We start from the raw sequence: 20517 nt of genomic DNA, 5'->3' as shown, positions 1-20517 counted from the left end.
AAACCTCCAAAAGCTATTTAAACTTAGCTTTTTTAGAATAATGTGTATGAAGTAAATGGTGAGCTTTTTCGCTATTTGGTTCACCTAAATAGCTTTTGTATAACTCTTGTATTTGTGAGTTTTTATGAGATTTACGAACTGGTAAAGCAACATCTTCTTCATATAAAGCTTTTGCTCTTGCCTGTTTAAAATCAAAGCCATTATTTCTAATGGTAGCATTGACATATGGTTGTCCACCACCATTAATACACCCACCTGGGCATCCCATAATTTCAATAAAATGATAAGGAGAAACACCGGCTCTAATATCATCTAATAGAGGTTTAGCTAATGACATGCTTTGTACAACCGCTACTTTTAATGTTTGATCACCAATTTTAATTGTTGATTCTTTGACACCTTCAACACCTCTTACAGCATAATAATCAATCATAGATAAATCTTCATGTGCCATCACATCAGCCACTGTTCTTAAAGCAGCTTCCATAACACCACCACTGGCACCAAAGATAACACCAGCTCCACTATATTCTCCAAAAAGATCCTGATCAAAGTCATCATCTTTTAAATCTCTAAAATTAATACCAAACATTTTAATCAATTTGGCAAGTTCTCGTGTTGTCAAAACAGCATCAACATCTTGATATTCAGCCGTTTTATTTTCGGGACGTATTTTTTCACCTTTTTTAGCAACACATGGCATGATTGATACAACAAAAATATCACGTGGATCAATTCCATTTTTTTGAGCATAGACTGATTTTACCATTGCTCCAAGCATCATATGTGGAGATTTACAAGTTGAAAGATGGTCTAATAAATCTGGATATTCATGTTCAACATAATTTACCCAACCTGGACTACATGATGTAATCATTGGTAAAGTTCCTTGATTTTTCAAACGTCCTAAAAATTCATAACCTTCTTCCATAATTGTTAAATCAGCTCCAAAGTTTGTATCATAAACTTTATCAAAACCAACAAGTTTTAAGGCATGAACCATTTTACCTGTGACTCTTGTCCCAATACTCATCCCAAATTCTTCACCTAATGCAGCACGAACAGCTGGTGCTGTTTGCACCACAACATGTTTTTGAGGATCATTCAAAGCTTCAATCACATAATGAATTTCTTCTTTTTCATGTAATGCTCCAACTGGACAAACATTGATACATTGACCACATTGCATACAGTTCACATCAGCAAAACTTTTATCATAAATTGGTGCAACTTTCGTTTTAAAACCACGATTCATATAACCAAGAATACCTAATCCCTGTACTTTTGTACATGTTTCCACACAACGTCCACATAAAACACATTTTGATGTATTACGAACAATTCCTGGTGAAACGGTATCAAATGTTGGTTCGCTCTTTTCACCTGCAAACGCATCTTCACGTACACCTAATTCTTGACATAAACGTTGTAATTCACAGTTGGTATTACGAATACAAGAAAGACAGTCTTTTGAATGATTAGAAACAATTAATTCAACAACACGTCTTCTGGCATCTAATGCACGTTGTGAATTGGTTTTAATCACCATGCCTGCTCTAACGGGATAAACACAAGCAGCACATAATGTTTTGGCACCTCTACTTCAACTTGACACACACGACAAGCACCTGCTCCAGTGATATCTTTAAAGTAACATAAAGTAGGAATATGAATGCCATTGTTTTTGGCAGCTTCAAGGATTGTTTGTCCTTCATAAGCTTCAACTTCTCTATTATTAATAGTTATTTTTATTTTTGACATATTTTACACCTACTTTCTTTCTATAACCTTAAAGTGACAAGCTTTCATACATAAACCACAGCGGATACATTTTTCTGGATCAATTTCAAAGGCTTCTTTACCAATTTTTCCACTAATAGCTCCAACTGGACATTGTCTTGCACAAAGACCACATTTACGACATTCGTCTTTATTAATTTCATAACGTAATAACTTCTTACAAACACCTGCAGGACAGCGTTTATCAACAATATGTGCCAAATATTCATCTCTAAATTGATGAATTGTTGAAAGAACAGGATTTGGCGCTGATTGACCTAAACCACATAATGCCGTATCTTTAATTGTCATAGCTAAAGTTTCAAGTTCATCCAATGTTTCCATTGTCCCTTCACCATCACAAATCTGTTCAAGCAATTCTAACATACGCTTTGTTCCCACACGACATGGTGTACACTTTCCACATGATTCATCAACAATAAAGTCCATATAGAAACGTGCTACATCAACCATACAGTTATCTTCATCTAAAACAATCATTCCACCTGATCCCATCATCGAACCAAGTTTGACAAGTTCATCAAAACCAATCGGTGTATCCAATTGTTCTTCTGTTAAACATCCACCAGATGGTCCACCGGTTTGAACCGCTTTAAAACGTTTATGATTAGGACAACCGCCACCAATTTCATAAATAACTTCACGTAATGTTGTTCCCATTGGAACTTCAACTAATCCAGTATTGGTAATTTTTCCACCCAATGCAAAGACTTTTGTTCCTGGTGACGATTCTGTTCCAATTGAACGGAACCAATCAGCACCATTTAATATAATTTGCGCAATATTGGCATATGTTTCAACATTATTAATAATGGTTGGTTTTCCCCATACTCCACGTTGGGCAGGGAATGGTGGTTTAGAGATAGGCATACCACGTTCACCTTCAATAGATTGAATTAACGCTGTTTCTTCACCACAGACAAAGGCTCCCGCACCTAAACGAATTTCTAAATCAAAATCAAAACCTGAATCAAAAATATTTTCACCTAATAATCCAAGTTCTTTAGCTTGTGAAATCGCTGTTTTCAAACGTTCTACGGCAATTGGATATTCAGCACGAATATAAATATATCCATGATGTGCCCCAATGGCATAACCAGCAATAATCATGGCTTCAATAACACTATGAGGATTTCCTTCAAGAATTGAACGGTCCATAAAGGCACCAGGATCTCCTTCATCAGCATTACAAATCACATATTTTTCATCACCAGGTTCATCCAATGCAAATTGCCACTTGAGTCCAGTTGGGAAACCTCCTCCACCACGACCTCTTAAACCACTTGCCTTAATGACATCAACAACTTCTTGAGGTGTCATCTGTGATAAAACTTGTCCCAATGCAAAATAACCATCTTGACCAATATATTCTTCAATATTTTCAGGATCAATCACACCACAATTATGCAACGCAACACGTTTTTGTTTTTCATAGAAACGGGTATGATTAATATCATGGATTTCCTTTGTTTCTTGATCGGCTTCATTTAACATCAAATGTTGAACAGGTCGTCCTTTATAAAAATGTTCCATTACAATCTCTTTAACATCTTCTTTTTTGACTCCTTTATAAATAATGTTATCAGGATAAATAGAAATATTAGGACCAGCTCCACATAAACCCAAACATCCCGTTCTTAAAACTTCAATTTCTTTATCAAGTCCCATTGACTTGATTTCTTTTTCAAATTCTTCAATTAATTCGCCAGAATTTCCAATTGTACAGCCTGTTCCTGCACAAACCAATACTTGTGTTCTTTTATACGGCATCGTCTACCCTCCTATTTCTGATATTGTCCAACAGTATATTCTTCTATCACTTCACCATGTATCAAATGACGTAAGACAACATCTTTTGCTTTCTTTTCATCCATCAATACATAAGTTGTCTTTTGATTATCTTTATCAAAAACTTCCACAATAGGTTCTAAAGCACACATTCCAATACATCCAGTCTGCATCACTGTCACAGCTAAATGTGCTTTGGCAACTTCTTCAACCAATGTATTTAAAACTGGTCTAGCTCCGCTGCAATGCCGCAAGTGGCCATACCAACAACAACACGATAATCCTGGTCTTCTTGACCACGCATAGCCATTCTTTCTTTGGCTTGATATCTAATCTTTTTTAATTCATCTAATGATTTCATTTACGCATACCCTCCTTTATATAATCTTTTAACCATAGTATAATTTCTGGTTGATTGATAGGAACATCATCAAGAATGTCTTGAATCTCTAATGTATCCAAATCAAATTCAAAATCATTTTCCTGATATTTGAATACATATCGAATATGTTCATCATATTGAATCAGTGTAATCATTGTTTCCACCAGATTTCCCATAGGTGGCGTATCTAAATGATCTTTAGTATAAACACCAATAATTGTGGTACCCAATCCTTCTTGAGAATGAATGGAAAATGTACCACCCGTAGCTTCCACACTTTCTTTAAACATTGGAATACCTAATCCAATGGGACGTGTTGTACGAGTTGTAAAGAAAGGATTAATCACTTTCTCTAACATTTCCTGACTCATTCCACAACCATTATCACTAATTTCAATATGAATTTTATTGTTTTGAAAACTATCTATAATATGAATACGAATCAAAGTGGCTTTGGCTCGTATTGCATTTTGAACAATATCTAAAATTGTCATTGCAATTTCCTGCATAATCGTTTTCTCCATAATTGATTGAATTGAGCCTGTTGAATTTGATAAACAGGTTCATTAATATCTTCTAATTGATGTGCATCACTATTAATCAAAACAAATTCATCTCTAGCATGGGGACATCTTATTTTTAATTCACGCTGTTCTTTGATACTGCCTACTTCTAGACCATCATAATCTAAATTGTCAGGAATATCATGATAGAAAGCATAAATGCTATATTTTTTCGCAAACACATGAGCCAAAACAGCAAGTCCCTGAAAATGATGTATCATATTAACAACTTCATAGACATCAACATCTAAAGAACTTAATAAAAGATGTGGTTCTTCATCAACAATTTCATCATTATCATCAAATATATACTGATGACCATAATACAAAGAATCATTGACTTTTTTGATAAGATGTTTATCAATCCATTGTTGAATAGGTTTTAAATCTGTTCCTCTTTGAAAATAAGCCAAAACATGGATATTTTCACATGTCTGTAACTCTACACCATGTAAAAAATTAATCTTGCCTTGTAATATTGGACTTTGAATGACTTTTTCTAAATGATATTGTTGTTTCAAAGAATTATGATCAGTAATCGCAATCAAATCTAAACCTTTAATATAAGCCATGTTGAATATATTATAAATGGTCATGGTATCATCACCACAAGGCGATAAAGCCGAGTGAATATGCAAATCATAAAACATTTTATAACCCCAAAGTGATAAGCTCTTTAGCTAAAGTAAAGGCATCCTTATCACTGACAAATAAAGGGATTTGTAAATCAGTCGCTTTATCAATAGCATCTCCGTCAGGATAATGGTCCTGTACAAAAACAATACCAGCAAAATCATGTAAATGAGCAATCGCAATCACATTTAAATGCTTTTGTACCGTCAACCACAACATCCCTTCTTGTCCACTTGCCATGACTTCACTCAATAAATCACCAATATAAACATCTTCAATGTCTCCATCCAATGTAACATCATTCACTTGTTTTAAGGATAATGTTAATAAATCTTGGCATTTCATGTTTTCACCTTCTTTTAATACGACACAATGAATCATCGACTTCACCACTGGCAATACGCATTGCTAAACCTCGACAATTAGCAAAACCGCAGCTGCCACAATCATATTGTGGTAATGTTTCTAAAATCGCATTGACTTTTTGAAACCATGCCATACGTTCTTTAAACGTTTGTTTCTGTTCATTGATATGACGTTTTTTATAATATTCTTCTAATTCTAAGGGAACACGCTCTCCCTCACAATGATCTAACATACTTTCAATATGATAACGTCCTTCAAAGGGATTGTTCCATAGATAATAACCACCAATACACCCCTGATAACAATGATATAAAGCAATTAAACGAATATGTTTTAATTGATCAAATTCAATTAAATCTAATACCATTCGAATTTGTGATAATCCTTCCACACTCATAATAGATAATTGATGATCACCAAACAAATCACTCACATTACTTTTTACACCATCACGATTGATAACCATTTCCTCTTTTTCTTTCCCTTTTCTTTTATTAAAATGTGGAAACATACGTGAAATACTTAAAGCATAATCAATTTGTGAATCTATTTTCCCTAAAGGCTCTTTGGCTAGAGTGAGTTTTCCAACACATTCACAAAGTGAAAAAATACCAATATCCTTGTCCTGATACTTTTTCTTAAACGTTTTGCAGCAATCTCAACAGGATAATCATAAGGCAATAAATGATCCAAAAGAGTTGGATATTCACGTTTAATCAGACGATTAATAGTTGGACAAAAAGATGTCAACATCACCTTATCAGCTTTCAAACTATCAATCATTGCCTGATGATAAAGCTCTCCTTCTATATCACTGTATTGAACGACTTCATCAAAATGAAACTTTTTAATCGCATAAACAAATTCTTTTAATTCATTAAACTCTTTAAAATCTGACAATATAGATGTGGGAATTAATGCAATATTATATTCATGCTCCTGAAAAGCTTTTTCCAGATTCACTTCTCTAATTTTGAGCTGTTTATAATCACAGGACTGAACACAGACATGACAATTGATACAATGAGCATCATCTATCATAACTTTTCCGTTAATCAGAGAAATAGCTTCAGTGGGACATGATTTCACACATTTGATACAGTTTTTACAGTTTTCTCCTAAAAAATGAATGACTGGTTTCATTGAAATGTCATATAAATATGTGTCCCTTCATGGGATGAATGAATGTCAAAAGAAGATGACACACTTTTCATATTATATAAACCCATTCCTGCACCAAAACCTAAGGAACGTGCTTTAGGAGAAGCTGTGGAATATCCTGGTGTCTGTGCTAATTCAAGGTCTTCAATACCAGGTCCAACATCATCAAATGCTAAAGAAATCACACCATTATCATCAATATCAAATGTCACTGTTCCACCATCAGAATGAATCACAATATTCATCTCGGCTTCATAACAGGCAATTGCCACTGCTTTTAACACTTTACGATCAATCCCAATTGATTTTAAAGTTCTCTTGATATCTGTAGATGCCTTACCTGCATCTTCAAAATTATCCTTTTCAACTTGATAGACTTTTTTCATTCTCTCATTCCTCTACCATAAAGCTTTCCACAAGCTTCAAACATTGTTTGATTTGTTTGAAAAAGATTAATATGCAATTCTTTGGCAGTTTCTATGATATTCATGTCAATAGGTTTTCCTCTGACCAAAAAAATAGTATCTAAATCTAACACTTCTGCTGTTCTTAAAGATTGCACATTAGCTAATCCAGTTAAAAAAGAAGATCTTCAACTTCATCTTTCAACATAGCAAGAGCATCTGACATCAAATCTGTTGCAAAAGCCTTATCATAATTTTTTTCATAAATATCCTGATTAGCAATATAAACTTCTTTTGCATTTAAAATTTCCACAATTTCTTTAACTAGCATGACTCTCTTCCTTTAAATAATCAAGAATCAACATTTTCAAATCTTCCAATTGCTTATTGCAGCCAAAAACAGTTCCATCCACACTCACAACTGGTGCCAACCCACAAGCGCCTACACAACGTGTCGCATCAATGGAAAATAGACCATCTTCACTTGTTGAATTGACTTCACATTCCGTCATTTCACAAAGTAAGTCTAATACTGTTTGTGCCCCGTTAACATAGCAAGCTGTTCCTAAACATACAGAAATGACATGTTTTCCTTTAGGTTCAGTTGTAAACTGTGAATAAAAAGTCACAACACCATAAACCTTAGAAACGGGAACATTTAATGTTTCTGCTATTTTTTGCATCGCTTCAAAAGGAATATATCCAAGTTCATCTTGAATATCATGAAGCATTAATTTCATGGGACCTCTTTGATCTTTATGCTTATCAACAATCGCATCAATCTTATCTAAATACTCTTGTTTTAAACCACCCATACACATACTCCTTTCATCTTTATAGAGATATTATAACATAATTTGAAAGCGCTTGAAATTTATTTCTTTACAAAAAAGATTATTAGAAATTCTAATAATCTCCACGTTGATGAAAGTCTTTTTTATTTCCCGTCACTTGGTGTCTATCTTGTAGCTTTCTTTCAATATCTTCTACTTGAATTCCTTGTTGATACATCAAAACAAGTACATGATAAAATAAATCACTGATTTCACCAAAATCATCAATTCTTAAATGAGATAAAAAAGACGACTCAAGATAATTTTGAGTCATCTTTATTCAAAAATTTTTATGTTTTTATACTTAGCAATATAACATAAAAGATTGCTATTCTTTCCAGTATATATTGGCTCATTTTTTGAATTAACATATAATTCAAAATGATTACGACTGTAAAAATCTCTTAATGCAAGAGCATCTTTACATTCAAGATAAACCAAGTCTAAGCCAACTGAATTATATACCTAAAAAATCGTTTCTAATGCAAAAGCCAATAAATCAGAACCCTCTATTGTATAATTTAATGCTTTATTATAATTTTTAGATAATTGACCAATTAAAACAACCGAAATCGCATCCTGATTTGTCTTTCCTCCAGTTAAACTCTTTCTTTTCGATTTGCTTAACTCTTCAGATAAAATAAAAGGTTTATTGCTTAAAGTATAATATCCACACAATGAAAATTGCTGTTGATCATTAGCAAACCCAACTAAATACGTTCTACTTGACTGATATTCTGCTTTTTCAAATGGAATTGCTTTATGAATTAAAAAATCTTCAATATCCTTATCATATGGGCAAGAAAAATCGGAGACAAGCTCTTTAAAAGCATCTTCTCCGATTTTATTCAAAAAATCACTCAAGCTAAATTTAATAAAATCAGTTTTCTCTAATTTTATCATTTCCTAAATAACTCAATTAATTCTTCATTTGAAATTTGTTTACAACTTTTTTTCTGTTAATTATCAAAGGGTTTGTTTCTTTTAAAATTCTTTCCATGCACTCTTCAGATTCATGATTGACAATAAAAGTTTTTTCAAAACTTTCAGTAGCCATAATTATCACCTCCATAATATATTATGGTACTCATGATATATATTTACTTGCAACTGAATTGTAACATATTTTTTGTTTTTTTCAATATAACTAAACTTTGACTTTCGGTTTTTTGCATTCTTTTTTGAAGGGTATGTCTTGTTGTTTATTGTCATAACCCTTGTTTTCTTATCTATATCATCTTTTTTGTTTTTGTTCTCTTTTTATTGTAGCTGAAAAAGTGTCATTTTCATGACCTTTTTTATTATTTACTATATGTTCATTTTATAGTTTCAGTTGTAGCTGCCTGTATTCCTGCTTCTCTCTTATATTTTGAAACTCCTTGATTCCCTTTTGTGCATATTTTAATATTTCCTGTATCCCTTTACTGATCTGATAGCACCAGTAATATCTCTTTCCTTTAAGCGATTTGCTTCTCTCTATCATCTTTATGACCAGTAATTTCTTGTCTACTTTCTCTGCCAACAGTGTTATATGCCCTATATGCATCATCAATATCGTATTCAATACATTTATTGATTTCATTGTCCTTACTCTTATATTTTCAAAACCATACTGATTCTTTTTGAATCTGAATTTCTCCTCGATTCGCCACCTTGACATATATGCCCTCACTATCTTATGCACATCTCTTTTATTCCTGATCTCTCTATTCGTTAAAAGCATCATCGGTTTTTCTTCACTTAATCCATACACAATGACTAGATTTAATATCCTTCCCTTTTGTGATGGCAGTTCCACTCTCGTATGTGATACATAGACTTCACTATCTTCCTTAGAAAAATACATGTTCATCTTAATCTTGCCTTTTCTTCTTTTGGCGATTTCTCCTACTTTCTTTGGCTTCCCTTTAAACAATAATGTTCTATTTTCTTTGAGTCTGATGATGAAATCATCTGCATTATGATTTTCATCTATGAAGTAATCATAAAATACATTGGCATCATATCCTCTGTCACATACAAATGTACATCTTTCAGGAATGAGAGATTTGACATATTTTATGCTCTTTATTGTTTCATCGTTCATTGACCTGAATCCTTCACTTTCAGTTGAATAGATATGGCTATACAAAGATATTGGATGATGTTGATCCTGTGTGAGGGCAGTTGCCTCACATACATGGTATCCAGGATAAATGTCATCCTTAAGTGAGGAAGCATCCCTGACCATACAAAGATCTTCAAATTTTCTTCCATATTTTTTGATGATTTCACTGTTATCAAGTAAAATGATCCTGTCTTCGCTAAGATGCTTGATAACCATATCATTATAATTGGATTTCATTTGGTTCATTGCTTCATCATCAAATTGAGCCAAATGATTGGATAATCTGTCAATTGTATAATTGAGCTTGATATTTTCATCAAGAGCTCTGGCAATATCGCTAAGTAGAACACTTTGACTTCTTGCAAGACCAAACATCATGTCCATGACAAACTTGGCAGCAGGTTTATCAAGACTGTCTGATAATTTATTAGAAAAATTGACAATTTCTCTTTTCGTTTCATATAGATCTGTGGTAAAATAACTCATGGAAAATCCCTCCTAAATTTTGTTTATTGATCTAAAATTATTATAACATTTAAGAGGCTGATTTTCCTTATAAATAAAGCAAAACAGGCAATTTGTGAATAACTTTTTACCTGTTTTTTATTTTTTTACCGAAACTCAAAAACTAAACACTATCGATCTAACACATTCGAATCAAAAGAAACAGCATATACAATTATTAACAATATAAAAAATTTAATGAAAAAACAATTTCTTGCTATATCATAAGTATCACATCTGCATTTTCTTTTTGTATTAAGATTTAGACTCTTTACATTTATATCACTCTTTTTATTTACTTTATAAATAAAAAAAGATTATTAGAAATTCTAATAATCTCCACGTTGATGAAAATCTTTTTTATTTCCCGTCACTTGGTGTCTATCTTGTAGCTTTCTTTCAATATCTTCTACTTGAATTCCTTGTTGATACATCAAAACAAGTACATGATAAAATAAATCACTGATTTCACCAATTAATTCTTCTTTATCTTGATTTTTTGCTGCAATAATTGTTTCACTGGCTTCTTCACCAACTTTTTTACAAATCTTATCAACACCTTGATCTAATAAATAATTGGTATATGATTTTTCAACAGGATGTTCCTTTCGATCAGCAATGACATCATAGACTTCATGGAAAATATTGCGAGAAGTCACATAAGGCATGATTTCATGAAAGAAACATGAATAAGCACCGGTATGACAAGCCACCCCAATTTGTTTAACAATAATTAATAAAGTATCTTTGTCACAATCTAAATACATTCCTTGAATATATTGAAAATGACCTGATGTTTCTCCTTTATGCCATAATTCTTGACGTGATCGTGAATAAAAATAAGTTTCCTTCGTTTCTAACATCTTTTCATAGGCTTCTTCATTGACATAAGCCAACATTAATACAGCATTTGTCTGATAATCTTGGACAATTGCTGGAACTAAGCCATTTCCTTTTTGAAAATCTGGTTTCATATGTTCCTCCTTACTGGTATATGATGTTTGGCACATAAGGCTTTGACATCATCTATCGTGGCTTCCTGATAATGAAACAAGGAAGCTGCTAATGCGCCATCACAATTTGTTTTTTCAAAAACTTCAACAATATCATTTTGATCTCCACAGCCACCACTGGCAATGACTGGAATCGACACAACATCAAGCACTGCATTTAACATATCAATATCAAAGCCATCTCTTGTGCCATCTTTATCCATTGAAGTGAGTAAAATTTCTCCAGCACCTAAACTTTCACATTGTTTGACCCATTCAATCAAATCTAATCCCGTATTTTTTCTACCACCAGCAATATAGACATCATAACCTGAATTGTCTTCACGTTTTTTAGCGTCTATAGCCACAACAACACATTGAACTCCAAATTCATCCGATGCCTGTTGAATTAACTGTGGATTTTGAATGGCAGCCGAGTTAACAGAAACTTTATCAGCACCACTTGATAAAATCATACGAAAATCATCAAGTGTACGAATGCCACCACCAACTGTTAAAGGAATGGAAAGTTCACTGGCTGCTCTTTGAATTAAATCTTTAATAATATCACGATTTTCATAAGTGGCAGTAATGTCCAAAAAACCACTTCATCAGCACATTGTTCATCATATCTTTTAGCGATTTCAATAGGATCACCAACATCTTTTAATCCTACAAAATTTACACCCTTAACGACTTTTCCATCTTTAATATCTAAACAAGGGATGATTCTTTTGGCAAGCATCCTATCACCTCTTTTAAATCCACTTTTCCTTCATAATAAGCTTTTCCAACAATACATCCATGATAGCCTTGTTTTGCAGCTTCTAGAATATCATCTTGATCTTTGACACCACCTGATACAATACATTGTAAAGATGTTGTTTCTTGAATCTTTTGATAAATGGAAAATGTTGGTCCCTGTAATGTGCCATCTTTAGAAATATCCGTACAAATAATATAACGAACACCCATTGTTTCTAGTGTTTTTAAAAAATCTAAGTAATGCACTTTGGTTGTCACTAACCATCCAGATGTAGCCACATATTCATTTTGAATATCCACCCCAACCACAATCTTTTCTGATCCATATCGTTTTAACATAGCTTGTAAAAAATCAGGATTTTCAATGGCTGCTGTTCCTAAAATCACACGATTAACACCTATTTCATCAAGATATAATGACACAGTTTTCTCATCACGAATCCCACCACCAACTTCCATAGGGATGGTAATTGTCTGACGGATTTTTTGAATTGTCTGTAAATTGGTTGTGTTACCTTCTTTGGCTCCATCTAAATCCACAACATGTAAATATTTAGCTCCCATGTCTTGAAATTGTAAAGCTAATGTTTCTGGAGTTCTACTATAAACTGTTTTTTGTTTGTAATCACCTTTATATAAACGGACAGCTTCACCGTTTTTTAAATCAATTGCTGGAATTATAATCATTGCACCATCTCCTTAAACGCTAATAAAATTTTCTTGCCAATGGCTCCACTTTTTTCAGGATGAAACTGACAGCCCATGACATTGTCTTTCGCAACAACAGCGGTAATTTTTTCTTGCCCATACTCACAATAGGCTATCAGTTCATCATCACTAGGATATGCCATAAAAGAATGGACAAAATACACATAATCGCCGTTATGAATATATTTCATTAAAGGATATTGTGTTGTGATGTTTAATTCATTCCATCCCATATGCGAATTTTTGCTTGAACTTCCATACGTTTGACTTCACCCTTTAAAAAACCTAAGCCTTTTGTAGGATAGACTTCATATCCTTTTTCAAATAGAATTTGCATTCCTAAACAAATACCTAAAATCGGAATCCCAGCCTGTTGTCTTTCTTTTAAAATATCAATCAAATCATATCGTTTTAAATGTTCCATAGCGACCGGAAAAGTTCCTACACCTGGTAAAACAATCCCTTTGGCTTGGCGAATAACATCATGATCACGACTCACGATAACATCCATGTTAAGTTTCATCAAAGCATTTTGGACACTCATCAAATTCCCTACATGATAATCAATAATCACAATCATATTATAAAACCCCTTTAGAAGAAACAATCTGTTCCTTATGGTTTTCATCAATACGAATAGCTTGTTTTAAAGCTCTGGCAAAACTTTTAAACATAGCTTCAATAATATGATGTGTGTTTTCACCATAGTTTTGTTGGATATGTAGAGTCATCAATGCGTGATCACTAACAGCCTTAAAAAACTCTTTGGTCATTTCTGTTTCATAATTACCTAACTGCTGACAAGGTAAATTGGCCTGATAAACAAGATAAGGTCGCCCGCTCAAATCCAAGGTTGTGGTGACTAATGTTTCATCCATTGGAATTGCCATTTGTCCATAACGATAAATACCTTTTTTATCACCCAATGCTTCTTTTAAACATTCACCTAAAACAATTCCTAAATCTTCAACAGTATGATGACTATCTACTTTTAAATCACCTATACACGTAATGGTACAATCAATACCACTATGAAAAGCAAATAATTCTAACATATGATCCATGAAACCAACACCAGTATCAATGGTTGCTTGTCCTTGTCCATCAAGATTGATGGACATTTCTATTGTTGTTTCATTCGTTTGACGTTTGATTTGACTCTGTCGCATTATTCTTCCTCCTCAAAACGCACACCAATACTATTAGCATGTGCATCTAATCCTTCTTTTTTCGCAAATGTCATCACATCATCTTTAAAAGTCTTTAAAACTTGTTTTGGATAATAACTATAAGATGAATATTTCACAAAATCATAAACCCCTAAAGCACTATAAAACTTAGCTGTTCCACCAGTTGGTAACACATGGTTTGTGCCTGACATATAATCACCCAATGGTTCAGGTGTATATTCCCCTAAAAAGATAGAACCCGCATTATAAATCAATGGCAAAGTATTCATTGGATTATCTACCAGCACTTCTAAATGTTCTGGTGCAAATTCATTGGATACTTGAAAAGCTTCTTCAATAGAACTCACTAAAAAAGCTCCACCATAATTTGTTAGTGATTCTTCAATCATTTTCGCTCTTGATAATGTTTGAATCTGTCTTTTGAGTTCTTCATTAACTTTTTTGACTAAAGACAAAGATGTTGTAACAAGAATCGCACTGGCTAAAGCATCATGTTCAGCCTGACTCATTAAATCAGCCGCAATATATTTTGGATTGGCTTTTTCATCAGCAACAATCAAGATTTCGCTTGGTCCTGCAATCATATCAATATCCACACGTCCATAACAACATTTTTTCGCCGTCGCAACGTAAATATTTCCTGGTCCAACAATCTTATCGACTTTTGGTAAGGTGTTTGTTCCTATCGCAACACCAGCTACACCATGAGCTCCTCCTACTTTATAAATACGTTCAATACCACAGACATAAGCCGCTGCCAAAATTGAAGGATTGACTTTTCCATCGGCTTTCACTGGTGTAATGATGATTAATTCTTTTACACCAGCCAATTTTGCTGGAATAGCGTTCATCATAACTGTTGATGGATATGTTGCTGTACCACCTGGTACATATAAAGCCACCTTTTCCAAACCACGTACAACCTGCCCCATCATCACACCATTTTCTTTATAGATAGACCATGAACGATCAACTTGATGTTGGTGGAAATCTGTCAACTGTTCTTTGGTACGTTCTAAAATACGCATAAAATCTTTACCAACAGCTGTCACACCATCTAAAATTTCTTGTTTAGAAACAAGTAAGTCTTGTGGATTTTCAATCATAAAGCCATCTAATTGACGACAATATTTCATAATGGCCTGATCTCCATTTTTCTCAACATTATCAATCATTTCCATCACTGTATCATTGACTTGTTTAGAAATCTCTGTTTTACGTGTTGAAAACTTTTTCACAACATCTTTTAATTGTCCTTGTACATCATATACCTTTAACATTCTTCTTCCTCCTTCAACATTTGAATCAAATGAAATATCTCATCTTTTTTAAATTTTAAACTCACTTTATTAACAATCATCTTCGTTGATACATCACTAATCTTTTCAATAATTTCAAGACCATTAGCTTTAAGGGTTGAACCAGTTTCCACAATATCCACAATCGCATCACTTAACCCAACAACTGGTCCAAGTTCCACCGAACCTTCTAATTTAATAATTTCGACATCCTGTTGTTTTTGATGAAAATAATCTTTCGCCACTTTTGTATATTTAGAAGCAATTCGTTGACGACGTTTAAAAACTTTATCACGATATTCAGGATAAGCGGCTAACGCAAAATAACATTTCCCAATATTTAAATCCAGCATTTCATAATAATCTTGAAAATCACTATCTTCTAAAGTATCTTTACCAACAAAACCAACATCAACAATCCCGTGTTCTAAAAAGGTTAAAACATCATTAGCTTTCGCAAAAATCATTGAAAGACCATCTTGGGTTTCAATCATTAACTCGCGATCTTTATGAATAACGGGTTCCATATCAAAACCTTGTTTTGATAAGAGTTGACAGACTTGTTTTTCAATACGTCCTTTTGTAATGGCTATTTTAATCATGACTCTTCCTCCTCTTTTTCTAACGCTTTTAAAATATGACTTAAATCATAACTAAACCCAATTGCTGGCACTTTACGATGAAAACGATTCATCAAATGATCATAACGTCCACCATTCATAATGGGTTGCGCACTATATGGAGAATAACCTTTCAACATGATACCCGTATAATATTTCATCATCGGTGTCATCGCCAAATCAAAAGTCAAAAGCTCTTTGGCAGGTATTTTTTCATATAATTGAATCATATCTTCAATGGCCTCTTTTAATAATTGATCTTGAATTTGATTTTTGACATCATATAAAACTTGTACATCACCAAATGCCTGAGGTAAATGCATAAGCAAAGTTTGCAAACTCTTATCAAAATCATGACTTTCAACAAATATTTTCATGGCACTTAAATCACGTCTTTTTAAAATATCTACAAATTGCTCATCATCAACAATCTCTACCAAACGGTTATAAAATTTGGCTGAACCCATTTCAATACGAATATTTTGTAACTTTAAACATTTCATTGTCTGTAAAACAAGTTCCAAACATTCTAAATCACCAAACATTCCAGATTTCCCAATCAATTCAATTCCAGCCTGAAAAAACTCACTGCTTCTACCTTTATGTCTTTTTCTTTACGATAAACTTTCCCAAAATAACAATATCTTTTTTCACCATTTTCATCTTGTGAACAATACAATCTCGCTAAAGGCACTGTATAATCAACTCTTAATGCAACACGCTTTCCTTCATAATTGACATATTGAAACATCTTTTCTTCATCTATGCCAATATCCATATCATTATACAAATCAACATATTCAAAAGAAGGCATTAACACTTCTAAATAACCATGTTCTACAAAAATAGCTCTTAAATCTTTTTCAATCTCTCTTAACTTCGATACGTTATCCATAATCGCATCAATACTTTCTTCTGGTATCAAATACTTAAATTCTTCCATCTTAATCCCCCTTCAACAAAAAAGACGAGTCTTAATGACTCGTCCATCAAATATTAAGTCATTAGATACACCCATTTATAAACTATATGTAAAATGGGCTGTATCTTTCATAGATATAACCCTAAGTGTTCCAATGATGATGGTGATGAAATTGTTTGTTTAAAATTGTCTTTTTCATAAATATCACCTCATTTTTTATCATTATACCATATTTCAATCAATAAAAAAAGAATTTTTTCAAATTCTTTTTCAATATTCATATCATTTCACCACGCATTTTCTCCAACCCGATTCCCTTCAATACGATAGAGATATTCTGTGGTCTGTCGTGTTTTATAACTTCCATTATTAGTTGGATGATCCATTGGCATATATTGACTATCATAAAATCTCGTACCTACATAATCATTGCCATATTTTTTCATCACAATCACTTCACTGAAAGTTTGACTTTCCGATGTTGAAGAATCAACTCTTCTATTTATATAAATCCCATACTGATTGTCATACTGTGAATAAATCAACATGGATAAGATTTGGACATCTAAAATCGTATCCTTATCATTATTGATACGTGTATATTCTCTATCCAATGCTTTAATCACTTGATAAATATCATCACTTTCATTATGGATTTTCACAACATTTTGATTAGACTCAAATGATGATATATCTTGTTTTTTGATGACTTCCTGATAAGCCTGATAATTGTTTTGGTCTTTTTGGGCTTTTTCTTTCTCTATTTTTTCCATATAAGGATCAACTTCAGGTTCTACAACTTCATCTTCTTTGACTTCAGGCTGTTCATTGATCACTTCATCTTGATCAGAAGTTTCCTGATCTTGTTTTGGCATTTGAATAGATGTGTTATAACTTTTATATAGAGTTTTTGATGATTGAGTATTCAAATCAAAAAGCTCACATTTTCCTACATTTAAATCTGTTTTTTCATGATTCAAGTATATCAGTAATGGTGTTTGTAAAGCATCTGTATACAAAATATTTTCTCCGACAACTTTCACTGGACATTCTATATCATTGATCTTCATCACTTTATCTTGAATACTGATTCGACTTGTTTGATTTTTATATGTATATCCATCATATTTTTCATAAATATCGTCTAATGATTGTGTGATTGACTGCAAGCTATAAAAAGTATACTGATCATCATGTTCAATACAAATAAGATTTTGAAAAGCATAAATATCATTCAATTGTTCTAAAGGAATGATTGTTTCTTTTTTCCATAAACATAAGCAACATCACGATAAATTTGAATACCCTCTTCAACTTGACAATATCCTATCATTTTTTGATTCACAATAATTTTCTTGATATGACCAGTTGAAAAATAGATATAAATACAGCTAAAAAGAGAATTGACCATCCAATTGTCCAACGCTGTTTTTTAAACTTTTTAAAAAGCATCAGACTCACACTTATCATTATTAAAATGAACAAGTCACCTAACAACTGACTGATATCAATCAACATTGTATTCTTTTGTAGACAATAAAAAATACCAGCCACATTATTTAATAAAATAACCATTCCATAAAATAATAGAATATATGTCAATTGTGTTATCAGTCTTTCGTTATATAATAATTCTCCTGCTTGAAACTGTTTTGGATAAAATAATCTCAGTTGATTTTTGATTTGACGAGAACTTTGAAAAGATAAAACTTCATTTTTAAATTCTAAATATCCAATATTAAAGGAAAAAATAAATACGTTTGAGTTGATTATCTTGGAAAGTCTTATTATGATAAATAAAATCTTGATTTTGATGAATCTCTATAGTTTGTCCTTTTATGCATAAAAAATGAATTTGTTTTATAATCAGTTGCGTCACTATAAAAATGAGAGCGCCAAAAAAACAGAGCATTCCTGAACCAGCCAGTGTTATATTATATTTGAGTTTCGGTAAAAAAATAAAAAACAGGTAAAAAGTTATTCACAAATTGCCTGTTTTGCTTTATTTATAAGGAAAATCAGCCTCTAAAATGTTATAATAATTTTATCTCAATAAACAAAATTTAGGAGGGATTTTCCATGAGTTATTTTACCACAGATCTATATGAAACGAAAAGAGAAATTGTCAATTTTTCTAATAAATTATCAGACAGTCTTGATAAACCTGCTGCCAAGTTTGTCATGGACATGATGTTTGGTCTTGCAAGAAGTCAAAGTGTTCTACTTAGCGATATTGCCAGAGCTCTTGATGAAAATATCAAGCTCAATTATACAATTGACAGATTATCCAATCATTTGGCTCAATTTGATGATGAAGCAATGAACCAAATGAAATCCAATTATAATGATATGGTTATCAAGCATCTTAGCGAAGACAGGATCATTTTACTTGATAACAGTGAAATCATCAAAAAATATGGAAGAAAATTTGAAGATCTTTGTATGGTCAGGGATGCTTCCTCACTTAAGGATGACATTTATCCTGGATACCATGTATGTGAGGCAACTGCCCTCACACAGGATCAACATCATCCAATATCTTTGTATAGCCATATCTATTCAACTGAAAGTGAAGGATTCAAGTCAATGAACGATGAAACAATAAAGAGCATAAAATATGTCAAATCTCTCATTCCTGAAAGATGTACATTTGTATGTGACAGAGGATATGATGCCAATGTATTTTATGATTACTTCATAGATGAAAATCATAATGCAGATGATTTCATCATCAGACTCAAAGAAAATAGAACATTATTGTTTAAAGGGAAGCCAAAGAAAGTAGGAGAAATCGCCAAAAGAAGAAAAGGCAAGATTAAGATGAACATGTATTTTTCTAAGGAAGACAGTGAAGTCTATGTATCACATACGAGAGTGGAACTGCCATCACAAAAGGGAAGGATATTAAATCTAGTCATTGTGTATGGATTAAGTGAAGAAAAACCGATGATGCTTTTAACGAATAGAGAGATCAGGAATAAAAGAGATGTGCATAAGATAGTGAGGGCATATATGTCAAGGTGGCGAATCGAGGAGAAATTCAGATTCAAAAAGAATCAGTATGGTTTTGAAAATATAAGAGTAAGGACGATGAAATCAATAAATGTATTGAATACGATATTGATGATGCATATAGGGCATATAACACTGTTGGCAGAGAAAGTAGACAAGAAATTACTGGTCATAAAGATGATAGAGAGAAGCAAATCGCTTAAAGGAAAGAGATATTACTGGTGCTATCAGATCAGTAAAGGGATACAGGAAATATTAAAATATGCACAAAAGGGAATCAAGGAGTTTCAAAATATAAGAGAGAAGCAGGAATACAGGCAGCTGCAACTGAAACTATAAAATGAACATATAGTAAATAATAAAAAAGGTCATGAAAATGACACTTTTTCAGCTACAATAAAAAGAGAACAAAAACAAAAAAGATGATATAGATAAGAAAACAAGGGTTATGACAATAAACAACAAGACA

The 20517-nt window shown here is 32.6% G+C and carries 28 protein-coding genes and 2 pseudogenes; 1 reads left to right on the top strand and 29 read right to left on the bottom strand.

What is annotated here, in order from left to right; genetic code table 11:
- Positions 1 to 13: 13 nt before the first annotated feature.
- From NMU03_RS11590 to NMU03_RS11450, 29 genes and pseudogenes are all read right to left on the bottom strand, one after another.
- Positions 14 to 1549: an NADH-dependent [FeFe] hydrogenase, group A6 gene (locus tag NMU03_RS11590; RefSeq protein WP_290138538.1), complete on the bottom strand. Its 1536-nt coding sequence runs from the start codon at positions 1547 to 1549 to the stop codon at positions 14 to 16.
- Entirely contained in the window at positions 1543 to 1761 is a 219-nt protein-coding gene (locus NMU03_RS18080; protein WP_290138536.1) for a 2Fe-2S iron-sulfur cluster-binding protein, read from the bottom strand. The genes NMU03_RS11590 and NMU03_RS18080 overlap by 7 nt, the downstream gene beginning before the upstream one ends.
- A gap of 9 nt (positions 1762 to 1770) precedes the next feature.
- The gene (locus NMU03_RS11580; protein WP_290138534.1) at positions 1771 to 3570 is read right to left on the bottom strand and encodes an NADH-quinone oxidoreductase subunit NuoF; all 1800 of its coding nucleotides are present in this window, start codon (positions 3568 to 3570) and stop codon (positions 1771 to 1773) included.
- 11 nt (positions 3571 to 3581) lie between these two features.
- Positions 3582 to 3803 (bottom strand): (2Fe-2S) ferredoxin domain-containing protein, encoded by a 222-nt coding sequence (locus NMU03_RS18075; protein WP_290138531.1) that lies wholly within the window; start codon positions 3801 to 3803, stop codon positions 3582 to 3584.
- A 5-nt stretch (positions 3804 to 3808) separates the two neighbouring features.
- Entirely contained in the window at positions 3809 to 3949 is a 141-nt protein-coding gene (locus NMU03_RS18070; RefSeq protein WP_290138529.1) for a hypothetical protein, read from the bottom strand.
- Positions 3946 to 4479: an ATP-binding protein gene (locus NMU03_RS11565; RefSeq protein ID WP_290138527.1), complete on the bottom strand. Its 534-nt coding sequence runs from the start codon at positions 4477 to 4479 to the stop codon at positions 3946 to 3948. Before NMU03_RS11565 ends, NMU03_RS18070 begins: the two co-directional genes overlap by 4 nt.
- Positions 4461 to 5183: a PHP domain-containing protein gene (locus tag NMU03_RS11560; protein ID WP_290138525.1), complete on the bottom strand. Its 723-nt coding sequence runs from the start codon at positions 5181 to 5183 to the stop codon at positions 4461 to 4463. The genes NMU03_RS11565 and NMU03_RS11560 overlap by 19 nt, the downstream gene beginning before the upstream one ends.
- A 1-nt stretch (position 5184) precedes the next feature.
- Positions 5185 to 5547, bottom strand: a complete 363-nt coding sequence (locus NMU03_RS11555) for a hypothetical protein (RefSeq protein WP_290138523.1) — start codon at positions 5545 to 5547, stop codon at positions 5185 to 5187.
- Entirely contained in the window at positions 5516 to 6043 is a 528-nt protein-coding gene (locus NMU03_RS11550; RefSeq protein WP_290138521.1) for a (Fe-S)-binding protein, read from the bottom strand. Before NMU03_RS11550 ends, NMU03_RS11555 begins: the two co-directional genes overlap by 32 nt.
- A gap of 59 nt (positions 6044 to 6102) precedes the next feature.
- Positions 6103 to 6675, bottom strand: a complete 573-nt coding sequence (locus NMU03_RS11545) for a [Fe-Fe] hydrogenase large subunit C-terminal domain-containing protein (RefSeq protein WP_290138519.1) — start codon at positions 6673 to 6675, stop codon at positions 6103 to 6105.
- The gene (locus NMU03_RS11540; RefSeq protein WP_290138517.1) at positions 6672 to 7079 is read right to left on the bottom strand and encodes an ATP-binding protein; all 408 of its coding nucleotides are present in this window, start codon (positions 7077 to 7079) and stop codon (positions 6672 to 6674) included. Before NMU03_RS11540 ends, NMU03_RS11545 begins: the two co-directional genes overlap by 4 nt.
- Positions 7076 to 7255 (bottom strand): hypothetical protein, encoded by a 180-nt coding sequence (locus NMU03_RS11535; RefSeq protein ID WP_290138515.1) that lies wholly within the window; start codon positions 7253 to 7255, stop codon positions 7076 to 7078. Before NMU03_RS11535 ends, NMU03_RS11540 begins: the two co-directional genes overlap by 4 nt.
- 14 nt (positions 7256 to 7269) lie before the next feature.
- Entirely contained in the window at positions 7270 to 7428 is a 159-nt protein-coding gene (locus NMU03_RS11530; protein ID WP_290138514.1) for a hypothetical protein, read from the bottom strand.
- On the bottom strand, positions 7418 to 7912 hold the full coding sequence (locus NMU03_RS11525) for an NADH-quinone oxidoreductase subunit NuoE family protein (protein WP_290138512.1): 495 nt from the start codon (positions 7910 to 7912) through the stop codon (positions 7418 to 7420). Before NMU03_RS11525 ends, NMU03_RS11530 begins: the two co-directional genes overlap by 11 nt.
- A 91-nt stretch (positions 7913 to 8003) precedes the next feature.
- The gene (locus tag NMU03_RS11520; protein ID WP_290138510.1) at positions 8004 to 8204 is read right to left on the bottom strand and encodes a phosphoribosyl-ATP pyrophosphatase; all 201 of its coding nucleotides are present in this window, start codon (positions 8202 to 8204) and stop codon (positions 8004 to 8006) included.
- 191 nt (positions 8205 to 8395) lie between these two features.
- Positions 8396 to 8782, bottom strand: coding sequence for a hypothetical protein (locus tag NMU03_RS11515; protein WP_290138508.1), 387 nt, complete (start codon positions 8780 to 8782; stop codon positions 8396 to 8398).
- Positions 8783 to 8849: 67 nt separating this feature from the next.
- Positions 8850 to 8987: a hypothetical protein gene (locus NMU03_RS11510; protein ID WP_290138507.1), complete on the bottom strand. Its 138-nt coding sequence runs from the start codon at positions 8985 to 8987 to the stop codon at positions 8850 to 8852.
- Between the two features lie 264 nt (positions 8988 to 9251).
- Positions 9252 to 10523, bottom strand: coding sequence for a transposase (locus NMU03_RS11505; protein ID WP_272595458.1), 1272 nt, complete (start codon positions 10521 to 10523; stop codon positions 9252 to 9254).
- Positions 10524 to 10870: 347 nt separating this feature from the next.
- Positions 10871 to 11515, bottom strand: coding sequence for a bifunctional phosphoribosyl-AMP cyclohydrolase/phosphoribosyl-ATP diphosphatase HisIE (gene hisIE / locus NMU03_RS11500; RefSeq protein WP_290138506.1), 645 nt, complete (start codon positions 11513 to 11515; stop codon positions 10871 to 10873).
- Positions 11512 to 12278, bottom strand: a pseudogene (hisF, locus tag NMU03_RS11495) (imidazole glycerol phosphate synthase subunit HisF). The gene hisIE and the pseudogene hisF overlap by 4 nt, the downstream one beginning before the upstream one ends.
- Positions 12248 to 12985: a 1-(5-phosphoribosyl)-5-[(5-phosphoribosylamino)methylideneamino]imidazole-4-carboxamide isomerase gene (gene hisA, locus NMU03_RS11490; protein WP_290138504.1), complete on the bottom strand. Its 738-nt coding sequence runs from the start codon at positions 12983 to 12985 to the stop codon at positions 12248 to 12250. Before hisA ends, hisF begins: the two are co-directional and overlap by 31 nt.
- A complete protein-coding gene (locus NMU03_RS11485) occupies positions 12982 to 13239 on the bottom strand; it encodes a glutamine amidotransferase-related protein (protein WP_290138502.1) in 258 nt (85 codons plus the stop codon). Before NMU03_RS11485 ends, hisA begins: the two co-directional genes overlap by 4 nt.
- Positions 13221 to 13586 (bottom strand): imidazole glycerol phosphate synthase subunit HisH, encoded by a 366-nt coding sequence (gene hisH / locus NMU03_RS11480; RefSeq protein ID WP_290138501.1) that lies wholly within the window; start codon positions 13584 to 13586, stop codon positions 13221 to 13223. The genes NMU03_RS11485 and hisH overlap by 19 nt, the downstream gene beginning before the upstream one ends.
- A gap of 1 nt (position 13587) precedes the next feature.
- Positions 13588 to 14175 (bottom strand): imidazoleglycerol-phosphate dehydratase HisB, encoded by a 588-nt coding sequence (gene hisB / locus NMU03_RS11475; RefSeq protein WP_290138499.1) that lies wholly within the window; start codon positions 14173 to 14175, stop codon positions 13588 to 13590.
- Entirely contained in the window at positions 14175 to 15476 is a 1302-nt protein-coding gene (gene hisD / locus NMU03_RS11470) for a histidinol dehydrogenase (RefSeq protein ID WP_290138497.1), read from the bottom strand. Before hisD ends, hisB begins: the two co-directional genes overlap by 1 nt.
- On the bottom strand, positions 15470 to 16096 hold the full coding sequence (hisG, locus tag NMU03_RS11465; protein ID WP_290138495.1) for an ATP phosphoribosyltransferase: 627 nt from the start codon (positions 16094 to 16096) through the stop codon (positions 15470 to 15472). Before hisG ends, hisD begins: the two co-directional genes overlap by 7 nt.
- A pseudogene (locus tag NMU03_RS11460) lies at positions 16093 to 17009 on the bottom strand (ATP phosphoribosyltransferase regulatory subunit). The gene hisG and the pseudogene NMU03_RS11460 overlap by 4 nt, the downstream one beginning before the upstream one ends.
- A 314-nt stretch (positions 17010 to 17323) precedes the next feature.
- Entirely contained in the window at positions 17324 to 18274 is a 951-nt protein-coding gene (locus tag NMU03_RS11455; RefSeq protein ID WP_290138493.1) for a hypothetical protein, read from the bottom strand.
- Between the two features lie 5 nt (positions 18275 to 18279).
- On the bottom strand, positions 18280 to 18447 hold the full coding sequence (locus tag NMU03_RS11450) for a hypothetical protein (protein WP_290138491.1): 168 nt from the start codon (positions 18445 to 18447) through the stop codon (positions 18280 to 18282).
- A gap of 668 nt (positions 18448 to 19115) precedes the next feature.
- Between NMU03_RS11450 and NMU03_RS11445 the strand changes: the two genes are divergently transcribed.
- Positions 19116 to 20387 (top strand): transposase, encoded by a 1272-nt coding sequence (locus NMU03_RS11445; protein ID WP_290138468.1) that lies wholly within the window; start codon positions 19116 to 19118, stop codon positions 20385 to 20387.
- The last annotated feature ends 130 nt before the right edge of the window (positions 20388 to 20517 follow it).

Source organism: Allocoprobacillus halotolerans (assembly GCF_024399475.1).
Classification (GTDB): domain Bacteria; phylum Bacillota_I; class Bacilli_A; order Erysipelotrichales; family Coprobacillaceae; genus Allocoprobacillus; species Allocoprobacillus halotolerans.
Note: the sequence above shows the minus strand (reverse complement) of the source record. Positions and strands in the feature narration are given on the sequence as shown.